This window comes from Micromonospora sp. LOL_023, from assembly GCF_048060115.1.
Taxonomy (GTDB): Bacteria; Actinomycetota; Actinomycetes; order Mycobacteriales; family Micromonosporaceae; genus Micromonospora_E.
In genome coordinates, this window is the sequence record NZ_JBHMIM010000023.1 from 73,652 (window position 1) to 94,225 (window position 20,574).

The 20,574-nt window shown below is 73.1% G+C and carries 15 protein-coding genes; 5 read left to right on the top strand and 10 right to left on the bottom strand.

Features of this window, described 5'->3' with window-relative positions; translation table 11 throughout:
- Nucleotides 1-32 precede the first annotated feature (32 nt).
- From ACFHVL_RS14775 to ACFHVL_RS14785, 3 genes are all read right to left on the bottom strand, one after another.
- The gene (locus ACFHVL_RS14775; protein ID WP_416628373.1) at nt 33-473 is read right to left on the bottom strand and encodes a sodium:proton antiporter; all 441 of its coding nucleotides are present in this window, start codon (nt 471-473) and stop codon (nt 33-35) included.
- On the bottom strand, nt 470-3,298 hold the full coding sequence (gene mbhE, locus ACFHVL_RS14780; protein WP_416628375.1) for a hydrogen gas-evolving membrane-bound hydrogenase subunit E: 2,829 nt from the start codon (nt 3,296-3,298) through the stop codon (nt 470-472). The genes ACFHVL_RS14775 and mbhE overlap by 4 nt, the downstream gene beginning before the upstream one ends.
- Nucleotides 3,299-3,361: 63 nt before the next feature.
- Nucleotides 3,362-4,039, bottom strand: a complete 678-nt coding sequence (locus ACFHVL_RS14785) for a universal stress protein (RefSeq protein ID WP_416628377.1) — start codon at nt 4,037-4,039, stop codon at nt 3,362-3,364.
- A 435-nt stretch (nt 4,040-4,474) separates the two neighbouring features.
- Here ACFHVL_RS14785 and ACFHVL_RS14790 point away from each other — a divergent pair, with 435 nt between their 5' ends.
- Genes ACFHVL_RS14790 through ACFHVL_RS14800 form a run of 3 tightly spaced genes read left to right on the top strand, consistent with a single transcriptional unit; the run spans nt 4,475 to nt 9,307 of the window.
- The gene (locus ACFHVL_RS14790; protein WP_416628379.1) at nt 4,475-5,539 is read left to right on the top strand and encodes an AAA family ATPase; all 1,065 of its coding nucleotides are present in this window, start codon (nt 4,475-4,477) and stop codon (nt 5,537-5,539) included.
- A 4-nt stretch (nt 5,540-5,543) separates the two neighbouring features.
- Nucleotides 5,544-6,842, top strand: a complete 1,299-nt coding sequence (locus ACFHVL_RS14795; RefSeq protein WP_416628381.1) for a DUF58 domain-containing protein — start codon at nt 5,544-5,546, stop codon at nt 6,840-6,842.
- Nucleotides 6,839-9,307, top strand: coding sequence for a transglutaminase TgpA family protein (locus ACFHVL_RS14800; RefSeq protein ID WP_416628382.1), 2,469 nt, complete (start codon nt 6,839-6,841; stop codon nt 9,305-9,307). Before ACFHVL_RS14795 ends, ACFHVL_RS14800 begins: the two co-directional genes overlap by 4 nt.
- Before the next feature lie 261 nt (nt 9,308-9,568).
- Here ACFHVL_RS14800 and ACFHVL_RS14805 read toward each other — a convergent pair whose 3' ends face one another.
- The 3 genes from ACFHVL_RS14805 to ACFHVL_RS14815 form a co-directional block, all read right to left on the bottom strand.
- A complete protein-coding gene (locus ACFHVL_RS14805; protein WP_416628383.1) occupies nt 9,569-9,955 on the bottom strand; it encodes a DUF3040 domain-containing protein in 387 nt (128 codons plus the stop codon).
- Nucleotides 9,956-10,199: 244 nt separating this feature from the next.
- Complete coding sequence (locus tag ACFHVL_RS14810; protein WP_416628384.1) at nt 10,200-11,393, bottom strand: alkaline phosphatase family protein; 1,194 nt, start codon at nt 11,391-11,393, stop codon at nt 10,200-10,202.
- Nucleotides 11,390-12,139: a methyltransferase domain-containing protein gene (locus tag ACFHVL_RS14815; protein ID WP_416628385.1), complete on the bottom strand. Its 750-nt coding sequence runs from the start codon at nt 12,137-12,139 to the stop codon at nt 11,390-11,392. The genes ACFHVL_RS14810 and ACFHVL_RS14815 overlap by 4 nt, the downstream gene beginning before the upstream one ends.
- Nucleotides 12,140-12,257: 118 nt before the next feature.
- Here ACFHVL_RS14815 and ACFHVL_RS14820 point away from each other — a divergent pair, with 118 nt between their 5' ends.
- Nucleotides 12,258-12,590, top strand: coding sequence for a PadR family transcriptional regulator (locus tag ACFHVL_RS14820; RefSeq protein ID WP_416628386.1), 333 nt, complete (start codon nt 12,258-12,260; stop codon nt 12,588-12,590).
- Nucleotides 12,587-13,582: an HAAS signaling domain-containing protein gene (locus ACFHVL_RS14825; RefSeq protein WP_416628387.1), complete on the top strand. Its 996-nt coding sequence runs from the start codon at nt 12,587-12,589 to the stop codon at nt 13,580-13,582. The genes ACFHVL_RS14820 and ACFHVL_RS14825 overlap by 4 nt, the downstream gene beginning before the upstream one ends.
- A gap of 21 nt (nt 13,583-13,603) precedes the next feature.
- On the opposite strand, the gene ACFHVL_RS14830 is transcribed toward ACFHVL_RS14825, so the two are convergent.
- The 4 genes from ACFHVL_RS14830 to ACFHVL_RS14845 all read right to left on the bottom strand — a co-directional run bounded on the left by ACFHVL_RS14830 (nt 13,604) and on the right by ACFHVL_RS14845 (nt 20,061).
- Nucleotides 13,604-16,975 carry an error-prone DNA polymerase gene (locus ACFHVL_RS14830; RefSeq protein WP_416628389.1) on the bottom strand — a complete coding sequence of 1,124 codons (3,372 nt, stop codon included), beginning with the start codon at nt 16,973-16,975 and terminating at the stop codon, nt 13,604-13,606.
- Nucleotides 16,968-18,584, bottom strand: a complete 1,617-nt coding sequence (locus ACFHVL_RS14835; RefSeq protein ID WP_416628390.1) for a DNA polymerase Y family protein — start codon at nt 18,582-18,584, stop codon at nt 16,968-16,970. Before ACFHVL_RS14835 ends, ACFHVL_RS14830 begins: the two co-directional genes overlap by 8 nt.
- Nucleotides 18,581-19,429, bottom strand: a complete 849-nt coding sequence (locus ACFHVL_RS14840; protein ID WP_416628391.1) for a hypothetical protein — start codon at nt 19,427-19,429, stop codon at nt 18,581-18,583. Before ACFHVL_RS14840 ends, ACFHVL_RS14835 begins: the two co-directional genes overlap by 4 nt.
- Nucleotides 19,430-19,611: 182 nt before the next feature.
- A complete protein-coding gene (locus ACFHVL_RS14845) occupies nt 19,612-20,061 on the bottom strand; it encodes an SAV_6107 family HEPN domain-containing protein (RefSeq protein WP_416628392.1) in 450 nt (149 codons plus the stop codon).
- Nucleotides 20,062-20,574: the final 513 nt, after the last annotated feature.

Genomic DNA, 20,574 nt, shown 5'->3' on the forward strand with positions numbered 1-20,574 from the left:
CGGCAGCGCGATCGGCAACACGAGTCCGGGTGTCAACGGGACTCCTCGTCGAACGAACGCGGCTCGGTCAGCACCGGCTCCGGCCGAGACTGCTCGGTGGCGGGCGGCTGGTCCGGCCCGGCGGTGGGCGAAGGCCGACCGCCGTGGCCTGGGCCCGGCTCACCCAGTTCGAGGTCGGGCCGCTCGGCGTCACGTGGCCCAGCCAGCGCGAGCGCGAGCAGATAGAGGGTGATGCCGAAGGTGATCACGATCGCGGTGAGCGCGAAGGCCTGCGGCAGCGGGTCCGCGGCGGCGTCCAGATCCGTCCCCCCCAGCGGCGGTTCACGCCGCCACAGCCCGCCCGAGGCGAGCAGCAGTACGTTGACCGCGTGCCCGAGCAGCACGAAGCCGATGATCACCCGGATCAGGCCACGGTGCAGGATCAGGTAGACGCCGGCCGCAGTGAGCAACCCGATCACCAACGCGACGATCATCGGACCGGCACCTCCTCGGTGCCGCGCGCGCGGCCCTCGGCATCCGGGCCGGCCTCGCCGGTCGTCTCCTCGCCGTCGGTGGGCCGCACGTCGGACGCGCCGAGCCGACCCACCGCCGCCACGATCAGACCCAGCACCATCAGGTAGATCCCGGCGTCGAAGATGGTCACCGGCGACAGGAAGAACCCGAGCAGCGCGGCCTTCGGCTCGTACCGCGGGGTGAGGAACGGCTCGCCCAGCACCAGCGCGGACAGGCCGACGCCGAGGCAGACCAGCAGACCGGACGCCAGCAGCGGCCGGGGCCGCAGCCGGCTCAGCACCGACCGTCGCCCGCCGCCGTACGCCAACTGTCCCAGCCCCATCGCGGCCCCGGCGACCAGGGCGGCGATGAAACCGCCGCCGGGCTCGTCGTGCCCACGCAGGAACAGGTACGCCGACACGACCAGCATCACCGGCGCGAGCAGCCGGTGTGCGAACCACAGCACCGGGTCGGGGGTTGCCCGCTCGCCGACGTCCGGGGCCGGCGCCCCGGTGGCCCCGGCCCGCACCGGGGCGGGCCGGAACAGCCCGACCAGCCCCAGCGCGACAGCGACCAGCACGGTCGCCTCGCCGAGCGTGTCGAACGCCCGGAAGTCGACCAGGATCACGTTGACGACGTTGCTGCCGCCGGTCTGCGGCTCGGCCTCGCGCAGGAAGTAGTCACCGGCGGTGGACAACTCCCGGCGTCCGGTGAGTCCGACGGTGGCCGCCACCGCGACGACGCCTGCGGCCACCGCGAGCGCGGCGGCGAGGTAGCTGACCGGCTGACGTCCGGCACCGGGCAGCCGGGCCGGCAACCGGCGCAGCACCAGCATGCCGACGACGGCGGTCAGCACCTCGACCAGCATCAGGGTCAGCGCGACGTCCGGCGCGCCGGCGAGCAGGAACCAGGTGGCGACCAGCAGCCCGACCAGGCCCAGCAACGCGACCGAGGCGAGCGCCGAACGGGCCAGCACGATCCCGCCGAGTGCCACCGCCAGCAGCACCAGCAGCGGCCAGTCACCGGCGGAGGCGGCGGCCGCCGGCCACGGGGGCGCCGGGCCGAGGAGGTGGGTACCGGCCGCGCCGAGCAGTACCAGCAGCAGGACCGGTCGGAACAGATGGGCACCGGGCGAGTTGTATCGGGTGGGTCGGCCGATGAGCTGCCCGAACCGCAGTAGTGCGCCGTAGCAGCGGTCGAACGTCGCGGCCCCGGCGGGCGGCAACTGGACTGCCTGCACGATGCCGTCGACCCGCGACCGGGCGGCGAAGAGCGCCAAGCCCAGCCCCACGGCGAGCGCCGACAGGGCCAGCGCCGGGGTGAAGCCGTGCCAGAACGCCACGTAGGGCGGGTCACCACCGGGGGACGCATCCTCGGTCGCCTGGTCGATCAGCGGCCCGAGTAGCGCGGCGCCGGGACCGAGGAGCAGGCTCAGCAGCGCGGCGATCGCGGCCGGGGTGAGAAATGCCAGCGCCGGCTCGTACAGGTTGGGCTGGCGGGTCGGTCCGGCGAACGTCTCGTAGACGATGCGGGCGCCGTACGCGAAGGTGAGCGCCGACGCCGACACGGCCAGGAACTCCGCGGTCGGGCTCAGCCACGGCTCCACCCCGGTCTTGATCAACGCGTCGAAGATGGCTTCCTTGCTGACGAAGCCGAGCAGCGGCGGCAGCCCCGCCATCGACATCGCCGCCAGGCCGGTCAAGGTGGCGGTCACCGGCATCACCCGGCGCAGCCCGGACAGCTCGCGGAGGTCGCGGCTGCCGGCTTCCCGGTCGATGATGCCGACCAGCATGAACAGGGTGGCCTTGAACAACGCGTGGGCCACGGTGTGCAGCACGGCCGCAGCCAGCGCGGCCGGCGTGCCGACCCCGATCACCCCGACCAGCAGGCCGAGTTGGCTGACGGTGGAGTACGCCAGCATCGCCTTGAGGTCGTGCTGGCGCAGTGCCAGGAACGCGCCCAGCACCGCGGTGCCCAGCCCGCCGAGGACCAGCACGAGGGTCCAGGCGACCTGGTCGGCGTAGATCGGGGAGAACCGGATCAGCAGATAGATGCCGGCCTTCACCATGGTCGCCGCATGCAGGTACGCGCTCACCGGGGTGATTGCCACCATCGCGCTGGGCAGCCAGAAGTGGAACGGGAACTGCGCCGACTTGGTGAACGCCGCCACGATGATCAGCCCGCCGACCGCCCAGGCCGCCGGCGAGGCGAGCAGCCGGTCCGGGTAGGCGAGGATCGTGGTCAGATCGCTGGTGCCCAGGGTCACGATGAGCACGACGACCGCGGCCAACAGGGCCAGGCCACCGCCTGCGGTGACCAGCAACGCCCGGGTGGCGGGTCGGGCCGCCGCCGGGCTGGCCAGGCCGATCAGGAAGAACGAGCAGACCGTGGTCAGCTCCCAGAACAGGAACAGCAGCAGCAGATCGGCGGCGAAGACCAGGCCGAGCATCGACACGGTGAACAGGGTCAGCAGGGTGTATAGGCCGGTGCAGCGGCCGCCCACGGTGAGGTAACGCGGGCAGTACATCATGATCAACGTGCCGACGCCGAGAACGAGCAGCCCGAAGACCATGGCCAGGCCGTCCATCCGCAACGCGAAGGCCACGTCCGGCGACGGCAGCCACGGTACGGAGACCCCGACCGCGCCGTTGTCCAGCACCACCGGTAGCCGGGAGGCGAGCAGGGCGCAGCCGATCAGATAGCCGGCGGCCAGTGGATAGCCAGCGTCCCGGCCGAGCAGGCGGGTGAGCAGCGGTACGGTGCCGGCGAGTGCGGTCAGCAGGACCAGCACCGCGACCATCGTCAACGGGCACCCCCGCCGACCCGACACCGCCGGACGGCGTCGGCGGCAGCTACCCGGCGGCCCATCTCAGGCATCCTCGGCGGCGGCGAGCAGCACAGGTCGGGTGGCGTCGCGTACCAACTGGTCGGCGACGCTGCCGAGCAGTCGGTGGGACAGGCCGCTGCCTCGGCGACCGATCACGATCATGTCGACGTCACGGGACCGCGCGACATCGAGCAACGCCCGGGCCGGCTGGCCGGTGAGGATCTCCGTGCCGGTCGGCGCGGCCGGCCGGTCGGCGGCCAGTCCGGCGGCCCGGTCGCTGAGCAGTTCGCGGGCCCGCGCCAGTTGCTCGGCCTCCTCGTCGGTTCGTTCGTCGGCCTTGACCTGCGCTGCCACGTCGACGACGGTCGCCAGGATCAGCTCGCCAGCGTGGCCGCCAAGGACGTCGCGCATGGTCCGCAACGCCCGGTCGGAGTCCGGCGAGCCATCGACGCCGATCAGCACCTTGGGGCCGTGTCCGTCGCCGGGCCGGACCGGACCGGCTCTCGTTGCGGGGTCGGGGCCGGGGCGGCTCTCCAGGGAGCTCGTCGGTCGGTTGCCACGCTCCATCGCGATCGGGACGAAGAGCAGCCCGAGCACGGCCCCGAGCAGATACCAGTACCAGGCACGTCGACCGCGTCGCCCCATGAACACCGCCGCCGCGGCGATGCCGGAGACGGCCCAGATGACTATCACGATCCCGACGTAGCCGGCCGTGGACATTCGACCCCCTTCCCTGGCTAGGAACTGCTACCGGCGCCCACCCCCGCGCGGATCGGGTGCCGTTGCCGTCCACGCCCCGTAGCGCGTCGTTTCGAATCGTCCGGGGGATCCGTGCCGGCTGCCCCCGAACGTCCCTTCCGGCCCGGTCGGTAGGGCGCGCCAACGCTGCCTACCCGCCGATGACCGGTCCATGTCCGCCGGTGTCGAAAGTCGCTTGAACCGGGGCGTTCGCCGACTCGTACTCCAGTAGGAGGATCCTGCGGGTGGCGCGACGGGGGGAAGCAGGGACGACCTGCGGATGGCGGACGAGAAAAGAATGGATAGCCTGAGAGACGTGTGGGGTCGCTGCGTCTGGTGGCCACGGTCCCCTCACCTGCTGACGGCAAGGTGCCGGACCGACCGGCACCCGCATGCCGTACGACGAGGAGGAGGGTCGTGACCCAAGACACCTGGGACGATCTGGGTGCCCCGATGCCCCCTGACGAGTTCCGCGCCGTGACCGCCGCGATCGTGGCCAACATCGAACAGGTCATCGAGGGCAAAACCGCCACTATCCGGCTGGCGCTCGCCGTCCTGCTCGCCGAGGGACATCTACTGATCGAGGACGTTCCCGGCGTCGGCAAGACCAAGCTGGCCAAGGCGCTGGCCAGGTCGATCGACTGCTCGGTGCGCCGGATCCAGTTCACCCCGGATCTGCTGCCCAGCGACGTGACCGGCGTCAGCGTCTACAACCAGGATACCCACGACTTCGAGTTCAAGCCGGGTGCCGTCTTCGCCAACCTGGTGGTCGGCGACGAGATCAACCGCGCGTCGCCGAAGACCCAGGCCGCGTTGCTGGAGTGTATGGAGGAGCGGCAGGTCACCGTCGACGGCACCACGTACGAACTACGTACCCCGTTCATGGTGATCGCCACCCAGAACCCGATCGAGATGGAGGGCACCTACCCGCTGCCGGAGGCGCAGCGGGACCGGTTCACCGCCCGCATCGCGATGGGCTATCCCGACCCGAGTGCCGAGCTGGCCATGCTCGACGGGCACGGCGCGGCGGACCCGATCCACCTGCTGCGGCCGGTCTCCGACGCGGCCGGGGTACGCCAGCTGATCGCGACCGTCCGGGAGGTGCACGTCGCCGATCCGGTCAAGCAGTACGCGGTGGATCTGGTCACCGCGACCCGGGAGGCACCCGATCTGCGGCTGGGCGCATCACCCCGGTCGACCTTGCAGCTGCTGCGTACCGCCCGCGCGGTAGCCGCGTTGGAGGGCCGGGACTACGTCCTGCCCGACGACCTGCAGGCGCTCGCCGTGCCGGTGCTGGCCCACCGACTGATCCCGACTGCCGAGGCGCAGCTGGCCCGCCGTACCACCGACGCGATCATCGCGGAGCTGGTGCACCGGCTGCCGTTGCCGCACGAGCGGCAGCGACCGACCGTCGCGGCGCAGGACCCCCGGCAGTTCGGCATGGACGCCGCAGCGGCTCCCTTCGACGCACGGGGGCGCTGAGCTGATGCGTACGGCGCTGCGCGGCCTGACCACCCGCGGCCGCTCGTTCCTGGCGGCCGGTGCGGCGGCGGTCGTGTCGGCGCTGATCCTCGGCGAGAAGGACCTGCTGCGGGTGGCGATCCTGCTCGCGGTGCTACCGCTGCTGGCCGCCGCCTACGTGGGCCGTAGTCGCTACAAACTGGCCTGCACCCGCACGCTCGAACCGCACCGGGTGCCGGCGGGCGCGAACGCCCGGGTGGTGCTGCGGCTGCAGAACCTGTCCCGGCTGCCGACCGGCACCCTGCTGCTGGAGGACCGCCTGCCGTACGCCCTGGGCAGTCGGCCCCGGGTGGTGCTGGAACGGCTCGGCGCCCAACAGGCGAGTTCGGTGGCGTACACGGTGCGGGCGGACGTCCGGGGCCGCTACGAGGTCGGACCGTTGGTGGTCCGGATGACCGATCCGTTCGGGCTGTGCGAACTGGCCCGGTCCTTCCCCAGTGTCGACCAGCTGACGGTGATCCCACCGGTCACGGCGCTGCCCTCGGTCCGGCTGGCCGGTGAGTACGCCGGTTCCGGCGACAGCCGGGCGCGTTCGGTGGCGGTGCACGGCGAGGACGACTCCGCCACCCGCGAGTACCGGCGCGGCGACGACCTGCGCCGGGTGCACTGGAAGTCGACCGCACGCACCGGCGAGCTGATGGTGCGCCGCGAGGAGCAGCCGTGGGAGAGCCGGGCCACCGTCGTGCTCGACACCCGGGCGTACGCCCACCACGGTGAAGGTCCGACGGCGAGTTTCGAATGGGCGGTAGCGGCGGCGGCGAGCATCGCCGTGCACTTCCGGGCCAACGGATACCGGCTGCGGCTGGTCACCGACACCGGCGTCGACCTCGACGCGACCGAGGCGGACGGTGACGGGCTGTTGCTCGACCAGCTCGCCGACGTCACCTCCGGTCAGCGCAGTGAGGTCGCCACCCTGGTCGAGCAGGTTCGCCGCCGCTCGGACGGTTCACTGGTGGTGGCGCTGTTCGGGGCGTTGACCCTGCCCGAGGCGGAGCTACTGGCCGGTCTGCGAGGCAACCGGTCGACCTGCGTCGGGCTGCTGATCGACACCTCGACCTGGACGACCCTGGAACCGGCGCAGCGGGCGGCGGCCGACCAGGCGCACGCCACGGCGGCGTTGTCCCTGCTGCAGAGCGGCTGGCGGGTGATCGGAGTCAACCACGGCGACCAGTTGCCGTCGCTCTGGCCGCAGCTGGGCCGGGGTTCGCAGGGGTTCGCCTGGCGGGCCGCGTCGGCGGAGACGGTAGCCGGAGGTATGAAGTGACCACCCGCAGGCATCTCGGGCTCATCGCGGCGGCGGCCAGCCTGATGGCCGCCGCGCCGATGGCCACCATCTTCGAGAGCTGGACCTGGCTGGTGCAGTGCGCCATCGCCGTGATCCTGATCGGTGGTGCCGGGATGCTGGTCCGCACGTTGCGGGCACCTGGCTGGCTGCATCCGATAGCCATGATCGGCGCCTTGCTGCTCGCACTGACCTGGATGTTCCCCAGTGGCGACGAGCTGTTCGCGGTCCTGCCGACCCCGGCGACGATCAACCACTTCGGCAGCCTGTTCGCCCAGTCCGCACAGGACGTACACGCCTACGGCGTGCCGGTGCCCGACGGCGACGCGCTGCTGTTCATCACCGTGCTGGGCATCGGCTCGGTCGCGGTCGTCATCGACGTACTGACTGTCACGCTGCGTCGTCCGGCGCTGGCCGGCCTGCCGATGCTCGCCATCTACTCGGTGCCGGTGGCGATCTACGTCGACGGCGTCCCGGCGGTCCCGTTCATCATCGGCGCGGTCGGCTACCTGTGGCTGCTGATGGCCGACAACGTCGACCGGGTGCGCCGGTTCGGCCGCCGGTTCACCGGCGACGGCCGCGACGTGGACGTGTGGGAGCCGTCACCGCTGGCCGCCGCGGGTCGCCGGTTGGCGCTGGCCGGGGTGGCGGTGGCGGTGCTGATCCCGCTGGCGATCCCCGGGATGACGTCGGGTCTGCTCAGCAACCTGGGCAGGGCCGGGGTGGGCGGAAACGGGTTGGGCACCGGTCCCGGGCAGGTGAACCTCTTCGCCGCGTTGAGCGGCCAGCTCAACCAGAGCGAGGTCACCGAGATGCTCCGGGTGACCACCGACGACCCGAATCCGGCGTACCTACGGATCGGTGTCGCCGATGAGATCAGCGAGGAGGGTTTCGCCAACCGTCCGCCGAGTGGGCGGCCGGCATCGGTCCGGGCGCTGCCCGATCCCCGGGAGGATCCGGAGATCCGTAGCACCGGGGTCACCCACGAGCCGTACCAGGCGACCGTCGAGGTCCTCGGCAACTTCAACATGGCGTTGCTGCCCACGTACGCCGTACCGGTGCGGATGGACGACGTGGACGACACCTGGGCGTACGACCGCACCGCGCAGATCGTGTTTTCCGGCCGGTCCCGCGCCCGCGGGATGACCTACGACTTCGAGTACGTCCGTTCCTCGTACACCCCGGGCGCGCTGCGCCGCTCGCAGCCGTTGCCAACCGACGACGACCTGCGGCAGCGGGCCACCGCGGTGCCGGCGGTACCGGAGGTGTCCGCGCTGGTGACGGAGTTGACCGCCGGCGCCGACAGCGACTACGACCGGGTCCGGGCGATCTACAACCACTTCTCCCGGTCCAACGGCTTCACCTACAGCCTGGCCACCGAGGGCGGTACGGCCAGCCAGGACATCGTCAACTTCCTCGACAACAAGGTCGGGTTCTGCCAGCAGTACGCCGCGGCGATGGCCTGGCTGGTACGCGAGGCGGACATCCCGGCGCGGGTGGCGTTCGGCTTCGCCAACGGGTCCCGGCGGTCGGAGAACACCTACACGCTGACCAACCTGAACCTGCATGCCTGGACCGAGGTCTACTTCGGCGGAATCGGCTGGGTGCCGTTCGATGCGACTCCGGCGGCGAACGTGCCGGGTTCGGTGCGTTCCGAGTGGGCACCGGATCTGGACGCGCCGGAGGGCGACGACCCGGCTGCGACGCCGACGGCCGGGCCGTCGGCGGCACCGTCGGCGGCGCCGTTGCCGCAGAGCGGACCGGGCAACGTCGACCCGGGCCAGGAGGGTACGGGGTCGGCATCGGCCGGTTCCGCCGGCCCGACCTGGCTGTGGTGGGCGTTGGCGGGTCTCGCGACGTTGATCGCCCTGCTGGCGGTGCCGCAGGCGCGCCGTGGCGCGGTGCGGCGTCGCCGGCTGAGCCGCACCCTGGGGCCGGTGCCGGCCACCGCTGCCGACTCCGCGGCTGGCGGTGCCATGCCGGTCGTGGTGGTCACCGGGGCCGAGGTGGGTCCGGCCCGGGAACACGCGCACGCGGCGTGGAGCGAGCTCGTCGACACGATGGTCGACCTGCGGGTGCCGGTGGACCGGTCGGAGACGCCGCGGGCCACCGCACTGCGGCTCATCGCGACGGGATCGGTCCACGACGGAGCTGCGGACGCGGTCCGGCTGCTCGGCCAGGCGGAGGAACGGGCGCGCTATGCCCGACAGCCGATGCATGGCCACGCGCTGGTGGACGCCCTCGGGCTCACCAGGGCCGCGCTGGCGGCCGGGGCGACCCGGCGCACCCGCCTACTGGCCCGGTTGCTGCCCCCGTCGGTGCTGCTGCGCTGGCGTAGCCAGGTCGCCGAAGGGTACGCCCAGGTGTTCGACGTCGTCGGGCGCTGGCGGGGCACCGCGCTCCGGTTCAGCCCACGCCGGCTGCTGGCCAACCGGCTGGGTCGCTGAGCTTTCCGACCGGCTCCCACGGCTTCCGGTCCGGACGGCCGTGGCCTTCCTCCGTGGTGGATCCGGCTTTCTGCTGGTGCGCCAGCCACGGCTTCTTTCGGCGAAAACGACATGCGGTGCCGGTCGAGCAGGAATAATCGCCCACGTGTCTCAGGATCGTCGCATCGCAGCGACAGTCAGCCGGAACGGGCCGGACCCTGCACTGGGCATGACTGAACTGCCCGGCGGCGATCACCGGGCAGTCGGACCCCGCTGGTCAGCTCAGCGGTGTCCCTCCGGTCGCTGGCGCCAGCGCTCCTCCAGCCGACTGATCAACGACGACCGTCGCCCGCCACCGGTACGACGACGCGCCGTCCCACCCACCACCCGCAGGTCGGGGGTGCTCGACTTGCGCTGGGACTGCATGGCGAACGCCGCCGCACCGAGCATGACCACGAAACCGGCCACACCCAGCGGCGGCACTTTGCTCACTGTGCCGTAGACGACCAGGGCAAGGCCAATGATGATCACACCGGCAGCGACGAGCAGGCGACGCCGCGTGTGGAAACGCGGGTCGCTGGCGCGCACGGCCGAGGCGAATTTGGGGTCCTCGGCAAGCGACCGCTCGATCTGCTCGAACAGCCGCTGCTCGTGCTCCGAGAGCGGCACGGCACTCCTCCCCGGTCGCGTTGGTCAGCCCGGTCGGACCGTGGCAGCCAACCGGCTGCTTACCCGCAAGTCTACGAGGGGGTTCGCGGGTCGGAAAGCCGGACGACGGACCGCCTAGGTTGATTTTCCGTCCGGCGGACGTCATCACCTGGTAACAGGGTAGCCGCCTGTTGCCAGTATGCCGCGTTCCCCCTTCTCCCCTGATTGCCAAACTGCGCCGATCTTTGGTTGATCATCCATCAAATCAGACAAAAGACTGGGCGGCGAGCAGCATCGGGATGGCCAGTTCCACCTCGGTAGCCCCACCGTGGAAGCCGACCAGTCTCGTCGCGCCCGGCTCCGACTCGCTCGCCAGGACCACGAACCGCTCCTGACAGATCACCACCACGTCCCCGATGCGGGCCAGGTGCTGCGCGGGCACTGGCCCGAACCAGCCCGCCTCGACCAGTTCGGCACGCTCCACCACCACCGCCGCCGGGCCGAGTACCCCCCGCCAGGTGGCGACGACGTCGGCCGTCGCCGCCGGCTCGGTGTGCAGGTAACGCACCCGCGGCTCCCCGGCGACCACGCGTACCCCGGCCCGCAGCCGGGCGTCGGCGTCCAGGTCGAACCGGTACGCCGGGCCGGCCGGCACGTTCAGTTGGCCGTGGTCGGCGGTGACCAGCAGCGCGGCGTCCGGCGGCAGACCTTCGACCAGCCGACCCAACAGCCGGTCGAGTTCGGCCGCGGCGGACCGCCACTGCGGCGAGTCGACACCGAAGACGTGCCCGGCCCGGTCCAGGTCCGGGTGGTAGCCGGAGACCAGGGTCGGCCCGTCGCCGGCGGTCAGCGCCGCGAGCAGTTCGACGGCGAGCTCGTCGACTCCTGTCGCGCCGAGAAACACACCGCCCCGGTTGGCGGCGACGGTCAACCCGCTGCCGGCGAACTCGGGTCGGCTCACCACGCTCACCGTCACACCGGCCGCGGCGGCCCGCTCCAGTTGGGTGGGCAACGGCTGCCACCAGCTCGGATCGGGGTCGTCGGTCCATTGGGTGTGGGTCAGCATCCGGTCGGTGCCGGGGATCCGGCTGTGGAAGCCGAGCACCCCGTGCGCTCCCGGCGGGGCACCGGTACCGAGGCTGACCAGGCTGGTCGGGGTGGTCGACGGGAATCCGGTGGTCAGCCGGCGCGCGTAGCGGCCGGCGGCGAGCGTGGCCAACGCCGGGGCGCAGTCGCCGGCGGCCGGCAACTGGTGCCAGCCGAGCCCGTCGACGAGCAGCACGACGACCCGCCGTACGCCGGCCAGTGGCCCGGCGAGCCCGAGCACGTCACGGCCACCCGCCACCCCGAGTGCGGTCAGTACGCCCGGTAGCACGTCGGCAAGGCTGGCCACGCCGTACTCGGGGCGGGCCGGGCGGAGCAGGTCCGCCCGGGTGGCCGGGGCCTCGGCGTCGGTCATGCGCCCGGGCGCCGGGCGAACAGGTGCAGCTGGGTGGCCAGGTCCCGGTAGGGCGGCTGGGCGGCGGCGGCGAGTTCCAGGTCGAGCAGCGCCTGTGGGGCACCCTCGGCGACGGCTGCGGGCAGCAGATCGGCCAGTACGCGTACCCCGTGGATCTGTTCGACCTGGAGCCCGGCGGCGGTGACCAGCGCGGCGGCGCTGTCGGCGTCGTATCGGCGGCGCGACGTGTCCCGCGCGCCGGCGTTGCCCTGCGGGTCGGCCAGCAACGCGGCGGCGACGTCGAGGTGTCCGTTGATCGCGCGGGCGAGGACGGCGGCGGCCCGGCCGGCGACCAGGATGCTCGCCGCGCCGCCCGGGCGCAGCGCGGCGGCCAGGGATTCGACCACCCGGACCGGGTCGTCGACCACCTCCAGTACCGCGTGGCACAGCACCAGGTCGATGCTGGCGGGGGCGATCAGCTCGCCGAGCGCGTCGCCGTCGCCCTGCACGGCGGTGATCTGCTCGGCGACCCCGGCCTCGGCGGCGCGGCGGGTGAGCGCGGCCAACGCGTCGGGGCTGGCGTCGACGACGGTCACCTGGTGTCCGGCTTCGGCCAGCGGCACGGCGAATCCGCCGGTGCCGCCGCCGACGTCGACGACGGTGAGCGGGCGGTCCCGGTGCCGGGCCAGTTCCTGGCGCAGCACGGACCAGACCACTGCGGTACGCGGACCGGCCGTCGGGCCGCTCGGTAGGTGTGTTCGCTCCACTCGCGCGAGCCTATCGGCCCGGGGTCGGCCCGGCCCCGGTCGGCCCGCCCTGGGCCTGCCGCCGCCGGCGCTACCCCGCGTTTGACGGTATAGCGTATCGCGTAGTAGTCTGCGGTGCGTGGATACGACCCAGCTCCTCAAGGGAGTGCTCGACCTCGCCGTGCTGGCGGTGTTGCAGCGCGAGGACGGCTACGGCTACGACATCCTGCGGCGACTGCGCACCGCGGGCCTGGAGGAGGTCGGCGACGCCTCGGTCTACGGCACGCTGCGCCGACTGTTCCAGGCCGGCCTGCTCACCACCTACGTGGTCCCCTCCGAGGAGGGCCCGCACCGCAAGTACTACTCGCTCAACGCCGCTGGCCGAGACCAGCTGGCCCGCTCCGGCAAGACCTGGCGCGGCTTCGCGGCGATCATGGATGATCTGCTCGACGATCGGGGGATGGCGGCGTGAACGCCACGACGCAGATGGAGATTTCACGCTACGTCGAGCAGGTCCGGGCCGCCCTGGCCGACCTGCCGGCTCCGGTCCGCGACGAGCTGCTCGAAGACCTGCCCGAGCACCTGGCCGAGGTTCTCGCCGAAGGCGACGGCACGCTGGTGGACCGGCTAGGCGAACCGACGGAGTACGCCGCCGAGCTGCGCTCCAGCGCCGCGCTGGACCCCCCGGCGCCGCCGGGGATCGGCCGACGGGTCAGTGCCGCCTGGCAGCGCACCCGCGCCCGGCTGGACCGGGTCGACCACCGGGTCGGGCCGGTCCTCGGTCATCGCACGACCAGCGAGTTCCTGCAGTCGTTGCGCCCCGCCTGGTGGGTGCTACGCGGCTACCTGGCGACAGCGCTGTTCGCGTACCTCGCCTCCGGCGAGCTGGTCGGCCCACTGCCGGCCCCCGGCGGCAGCGTTCCGGCCGGGTTGCTGGTGCTCACCGTCTTGACGATCGGCTCCGTCTGGCTTGGCCGCCGTGGACCGCGACTCTCCCGATGGCCCCGACGGGTGACCACCATGGCCAGCGCCCTGGTGGTGCTGTGGTCAGCCACGTTCGTACTGTTCTACCTGCCGGCGGCAGAAGATCCGTTCGTCGTGACGGAGTCGAACGTTGGCGCGGTCTACCTCAGTCCCCCGTTGCCGTCTCCAGCGTCTCCACAGGATGTCTACGTCTACGACAGTCAGGGACAGTTGGTGGAGGGTGCCCGACTCTTCGACGAGAACGGTGAGCCGATCCTCCTCGGCTTCCCCGGCTGGTGCGACTTGACGGACCTGGAACGGTTGCGGATCGGGCAGGGCATTCTGCGCATGGGCGACCGGCTCACCGTGTACGGCCCGAACCTGGAGCACACCTACCCGCTCTGTCCCGAGCGGAACCCGTTCGAACTGCCCGCGCTGACTCCGAGCCCCGACACCACCCCGGCACCCGGCCCGTCCGTTCCCGACCCGTCGCCGAGCTGATCTGCGGCATCGGCTGTGTATTCAGCGGAAGTCCCGGGACGACGGGCTGACCGGGCTGGTCACCGCGTCCAGCCGGTCGGCGACCAGGTTGAGCACCCCTTCGGCCTTCTCCAGCCGGCCCCGCACCAGCAGGGCGGCGCTGGACCGGGCCACCGTGCGGTAGCGCAGCCACAGCCCGGGTGAGCAGGTCACGTTGAGCATCCCGGTCTCGTCCTCCAGGTTCACGAACGTCACCCCGCCGGCGGTCGCCGGGCGCTGCCGGTGGGTGACGATTCCGCCGACCCGGATCCGGGTGCCGGCGTCGACCCGACCCAGCTCGGCGATCGGCACCGCCCCGGCGGCGGCCAGCCGGTCCCGGACGAACCGCACCGGGTGGGTGTCCGGTGACAGCCCGGTGGCCCACACGTCGGCCATCAACGCGTCGACCTCGTCCAGACCGGGCAGGGTCGGCGCGTCGACCCCGACGGCGACCCCGGGCAGCCGGCCGGCGCGTTCCTGCGCAGCTGCCCCCGCCCCCCACAGCGCCTGCCGACGGGTCAACCCGAAACAGGCGAACGCGTCGGCGGTGGCCAGCGCCTCCAGCTGGGCGGCGGTCAGCCCGACCCGGCGAGCCAGGTCCGGCATGTCCCGGTACGACCCGTGCCCGGCCCGCTCGGCCTCGATCCGCTCGGCCAGCTCGTCACCGATGCCGCGGACCGCCGACAGGCCGAGGCGCACCTGCGGGCCGCCGATCCCCCACTGGTGCGGCGGCTCCCCCGGCGCGCCACCCCACCGGGTGCGGGCGTCGACGACCAGGGTGGCCGCCGCGCCGCTGGCGTTGACGTCCGGCCGGTGCACCCGCACCCCGTGCCGGCGGGCGTCGTCGACCAGGGTCTGCGGCGAGTAGAACCCCATCGGCTGGGCATTGAGCAATGCCGCGAGGAACGGCGCCGGGTGGTAGCGCTTGAGCCAGGCGCTGGCGTACACCAGGTAGGCGAAGCTCATCGCGTGGCTCTCCGGGAAACCGAAGCTGGCGAACGCGGACAGCTTCAGGTAGAGGTCGTCGGCCAGCTCACCGGTGATGCCCCGCCCCGCCATCCCGGCGTACAGCCGGTCGCGGATCGCAGCCATCCGAGACGCCGACCGTTTCGACCCCATCGCCCGGCGCAGCTGGTCGGCACCGGCGGCGTCGAAGCCGGCCAGGTCGATCGCCAGCTGCATCAGCTGCTCCTGGAACAGCGGCACCCCGAGGGTCTTCTCCAGCGCGTTGCGCATCAGCGGATGCGGGTAGGTCACCGGCTCCTGGCCGTTGCGCCGGCGGATGTACGGGTGCACCGAGCCACCCTGGATCGGGCCGGGCCGGATCAACGCCACCTCGACGACCAGGTCGTAGAAGCAGGTCGGTTTCAGCCGGGGCAGGGTGGCCATCTGCGCCCGGCTCTCCACCTGGAACACCCCGACCGAGTCGGCCCGGCACAGCATCGCGTACACCTCGGGGTCGTCCAGCGACATGGCGCCCAGGTCCAGCTCGGAGCCGATCAGGTCGTGCGCGTCGTGCAACGCGGTGAGCATGCCCAGCCCGAGCAGATCGAACTTGACCAGGCCGGCGCTGGCGCAGTCGTCCTTGTCCCACTGCAGCACGGTGCGCCCCGGCATCCGGGCCCACTCCACCGGGCAGACCTCGATCACCGGCCGGTCGCAGATCACCATGCCGCCGGAGTGGACACCCAGGTGCCGGGGGAAGGTCTGCAGCTCGTCAGCGTACGCCACCACCTGCGCCGGGATGTCCTCCCCGGCCGCCGCCACCGCGCCGTAGTGGTCGATCTGCTTGCTCCAGGCGTCCTGCTGGCCGGGCGAGAAGCCGAACGCGCGGGCCACGTCGCGCACCGCCGACCGGGGCCGGTACGAGATCACGTTGGCCACCTGGGCGGCGTGTTCCCGGCCGTAGCGACGGTAGACGTACTGAATGACCTCCTCGCGGCGGCCGGATTCGATGTCGACGTCGATGTCCGGCGGGCCGTCGCGTTCCGGGGCGAGGAACCGCTCGAACAGCAGTTGGTGGCGGACCGCGTCGACGTTGGTGATCCGCAGCGCGTAACAGACCGCCGAGTTGGCCGCCGACCCCCGCCCCTGGCAGTAGATGTCCTGCTCACGGCAGAACGCCACGATGTCGTGCACGACCAGGAAGTAGCCGGGGAAGTCCAGCTTGTCGATCATGTCGAGCTCGTGGTCGAGTTGCCGGTACGCCTGCGGGTGGGCCTCACGCGGGCCGTACCGTTCCAGCGCGCCCCGCCAGGTCAGCTCCCGCAGCCAGCTCATCTCGGTGTGCCCGGCCGGCACCGGATGGTCCGGCAACCGGGGGGCGACCAGGTGCAGGTCGAAGGCCAACTCGGCACCGTAGGCGGCGGCCCGCGCCACCGCGCCCGGGTAGCCGGCGAACCGGGCCGCCATCTCGGCACCGGCCCGCAGGTGGGCGGTGCCGGCGGCGGGCAGCCAGCCGTCGATGTCGTCCAGGCCGCGCCGGGACCGGATCGCGGCCACGACGGTAGCCATCCGGTGCCGGGCTGGCGCGGCGTAGTGCACGTTGCCGGTGGCCACCGTCGGCAGCCCTCGGGCGCGGGCCAGTTCGGCAAGGGCGTCGTTGCGGTCGCCGTCGTACGGATCCCCGTGGTCGGTCAGCTCGACCGCGACACCGTCCGCGCCGAACAGCGCCACCAGCCGGTCCAGCTCCGCGGCGGCGGCGGCCACCCCGCCGGTACGCAGCGCCGCCGGCACCGGCCCTTTGCGGCACCCGGTCAGCACCAGTACGTGATCACGCAGCTCGGCGGCGACCTGCTCCAGGGCACCGTAGTCGGGTCGGCCCTTCTCGCCGCCGCGCAGCTGCGCCCGGGAGATGGTGCGGGCCAGCCGGGCATAGCCGGCCGGGCCACGGGCCAACGCCAACAGGTGCCGCCCGGCCGGATCCGGATCCCCGGCCCGCAGCGCGGCCCGCCGGTCACCGGCCCTGCCCCGCTGGGCGGTCGCGGTCTGCGCGGTGAGGGACAGCTCGGCGCCGAACACCGTCGGCAGCCCGTGGACGGCGGCGGCCTCGGCGAACCGGACCACCCCGTAGAAGCCGTCGTGGTCGGTGACGGCCAGCGCGCTCAGCCCCAACCGGACGGCCTCTTCGACCAGTTCCTCCGGGTGGCTGGCCCCGTCGAGGAAGCTGAAGTTGCTGTGACAGTGCAGTTCGGCGTACGGCGTGCCCGACCCACCGTCCGGTGTGACCGGCCGCTCCGGCGACGGCGTGTACGGTGCCCGTTTGCGGGTCCAGCCCGGCGCGTCACCACCGTCGCCGTCGACCGCGAGCGGGTCGACCACCGGTGGGTCGATCATCGCCGGCCACCGGTCCTCCGCCTGCGGCCCGCTAGTCATAGATGGCCTCCACCACCCAGCGCCCGGCGTCGCGGGCGATCAGCAGGGCGGTGCCGTCGGCGAGGGCGACCTGGAACCGGGCCCGGCGGTGCGCTTCGGCCGGCGACCACCAGCGTTCGTCGATCGGCCACGGGCCGGCCCAGCCGGTGATGTCGACCGGGGCGGCGGCATCGACGGTGACCCGGGCCGGGCCGGCGCTGAGCACCAGCCGGGCGCTGACCGTCACCGGCTCACCGGCCGCGTCGTACACCTCGGCCGGCAACGGTACGGGCAGCACGATCGCCGGCGCCGGGGCGGGAAGCCGGCCGGGCCACGGCCGACCGTCGGGCCGGGCCGGCACCCGTTCGTCGCCCCACGGGACGAGACGGAACCGGTCGATCGGGGACCGGCCGCCGCCGGCCACGGCGGTGACCACCGACTCCGGGCCGAGCAGACCCTGTACCCGGCTGAGCGCCCGGCGGGCACGGGCACCTTCTTCGCCAGTCTCGCCCCACAGGCCGGGCTGCAGCGCGGCCCGGGCGAGCACCCCGTCGGGGATCAGCCGCAGCCGGATGATGCCGGCGGTCGGCGCGGCGGGCACCGGCCGGCCGCCGGTGCCGGGCCGGCGGTCGGCCCCGCCGGTCAGCCAGCCGTCGAGCTGCCAGCGCAGCCGGTCGGCGATCGCGGCGGCGGTGAGCACGCCGTCGTGCCGCCAGACGCGGTGCAGTTCCTGACCGTGGGCGGTGACCGCCTCGATACCGATCCGGGTGCAGGCCAGACCGTGCCCGCCGAGCCGGTCGTGCAGCTGCTCGGCCAGCGAACGGGCGGCGAACGCGGCCACGTCGACCCGGTCGAGCGGATCGTCGTAGTCGGCGGTGACGGCGAGCTCTGGCGGCGGATGGCGTGGGGTGAAGGGCTGCTCGTCGCGGCCGCCCGCCAGCCGGTGGGCCAGCGCCGCGTCCGGCCCGAACCGGGCGAGCACGTCGCGGGCCGGCAGCGCGGCGAAGTCGCCGAGAGTACGCAGGCCGAGCCGGCGCAGCAGGTCGGTCAGCTCCGGCCGGCCGAGCACCCGCAGCGGCAGCTCGGCCAGGAACTCCGCGCTACCCCCCGGGGCGACGATCCGGCCGGCCCGGGCGGCCAGTCCGGCGGCGAAGGTGCCGTCGGCGACGCCGATCTGGCATTCGACCTCGCAGCTCTGCGCGAGGTGTTCGACGATCTGTTCGGCGGCCCGGTCCTCGCCGCCGAAGTAGCGGGCCGGGCCGCGGGCGGCGACCGCGCACGCCCCGGGGCGGAGCACCTCGACGCCGGCCACCATCTGTTCGATGGCGGCGACGACCGGCTCGAAGGCCCGGGCGTCGCGGGCCGGACCGTGGTCGACCACGATCAACCGGGCGCAGCGGCTCTGCGCCTCACGCCGCCGCAGCCCGGGGTGGACACCCTCGGCCCGGGCCGCCGCGGAGCAGGCGATCACCCGGTTGGCGTGCAGGACAGCCACTGGATCGGTCGCCGGTGTCCCGTCGACGATCTCGGCGGCGACCACCGGCCAGTCCGGGCACCAGAGCACCATGGCTCGGGTGGCGGGCCGGTCGCGGTGGCTCCGCTGCGCCGGATTCGGCCCCGGATGGTTCATCCGCGCCGTACCAGGGTCAGCTCAGCGCGGCCGGTCCGCCGGGGTGTGGCAGCGGTGGTAGTGGTGGTGACCGCTGGGGTGACGGGCATCGCCGAGCCACTGCCGGGCAGCCACACCCGTACCTCCCGGGGGCGGCTCATCGCGCCTCGGCCCCGGGCGGCGATGACCATCTCCCGGCGGCGCAGCCGCCCCCGGCCCGACCCGAGCCCTTCCCACCGGCCACGCACCACCTGCAGGGTGACGTCGGGGGTGTCCCAGCGGCCGCAGGGCATGAGCACGCAGCCCCGTTGCCGGGCCCGGGCGGCGAGCCGGCCGGTCACCTGCGGTGTCACGGCGGCGGGTGCCGCGACGACCACCACGTCCACTCCGTCGATCAACGCGGCGACCACCATGGGCCAGTCCGGCCCGGGATACGGCACCAGGGCCAGCCGGTCCAGGGCGATGCCGAGCTCGGCGGCGGCACCCGCGCCCAGCGCCGGCACCCCGACGACGGCACACCACAGACCGGCCCGGGACACCTCGGCGAGCAGGGCCAGCAGCAGCGAGGTGGCGCCGAGCCGGGCCGACCGGTGCGGTAGCACGTTGACGGTGGAGCCCCGCCGCAGGCCGCGACCGGGCAGCAGGCCGGTCAACGCGGCCGGGACCGGCAGCACCCGGTCGATCCCGGGCTGCTCCGGCAGGCCGGAGACGCCCGGCACCGCCGCTGCCCCGGCTGCCTCCGTCGACTCGACGGCGGCCAGTGCGCCCGCCGGGCCGGCGACGCCGGTCAGAGCGCTGGCCGGGCGGACCAGGCCGGCGGCGACCGCGGCCAACGCCGCCGTCCCGGCCACCAGGCGTCCCGCCATCTCTGTCTTCCCCCCGAGCGTTCTTGGTCGTGGTGGTGCACGCGTCGTTCGTGGTGGTGCACGCGTCGTTCGTGGTGGTGCACGCGTCGTTGCCGTCGGCACTCACGGGTGCCGACGGCAACGGAGGTCGTGTCCGGTGATCGCACATGATGGAGACGTGCGGTTGGATCACGTGCGGTAGGTCAGGCGGCCAGTCCGTCAAGGGTCGGCTGGTGGGCCAGACCGAGGGTGTCTTCGATCAGGGAGACGAACTGCTCGGCGGCGCGTAACAGGTCGTCGGCCTCCCGAGCGGTGACCACCCGAGGTATGCCGGCTTCGGCGGCGGCCCGTTTACTCGCCCCGGTGGCGAAGAAGGTGGCCCACTCGGCCTGTTCGGGGGCGACCATCAGCAGCAGGGCCCAGACGCTGGTGACCCGGTTACGGCGGGTCGGAGCCGGGCGGGCGCGGGCGGCCAGCATCGCCGCGGCGGCGCGCAGGGCGGCCAGGTGGGCCGCCGCGTAGCGCAGCCCGTCCGGGCGGGTGTCGGCCGCCTCGGTCAGCCCGTGCCGGGCGAGGGCGAGCAACTGGGCCGGGGTGCGGTTGGGCAGCAGGTGCGCCGGCACCGTGGGTGCCTGGGCCGGGCTGGTCGGCATGGCTTCTCCTCCGCGCGTTTCACCTGGTTGGGTGCCCACCCACGGAGGAAGACGTCGGGCGGGGCGTCGCCGGTGCGGATCCGGATGCTTCCCCACACCGCATCCGCACCGGCGATGCTGGCGGGGTCCGTTGCCCGCCGCCCGGGGGTCGGGGGCGGCGGGCAACGGTCCTGCCTTGTGGCTCCGGACCCGCGAAAGTCCGGTGCCAGGGGTGTGTGGCCCGCGGTGCCACACCGCCGGGGCTCGCGCCGCGAATCGCTCCTCCCGGCAGCCAGTGCGGGAATCCGAGTGTGGGCCTGTCCGCTGACCGGCGGACCCGACCAGCAGCAGCACCCTTATCGAACACCCGTTCTAACCACTTCTCACAGTACACCCTGCCGCCGACAAAAACGCAACGTCAGCCGCCCGCCTGCGCGTCACCACGGGGACCACCCCGGCCCCGAGCTGCGGACGCGTGTTGGCCGGGTCCCGCGTACGCGGGACCCGGCCAACGACACACATCACATCAGGAGG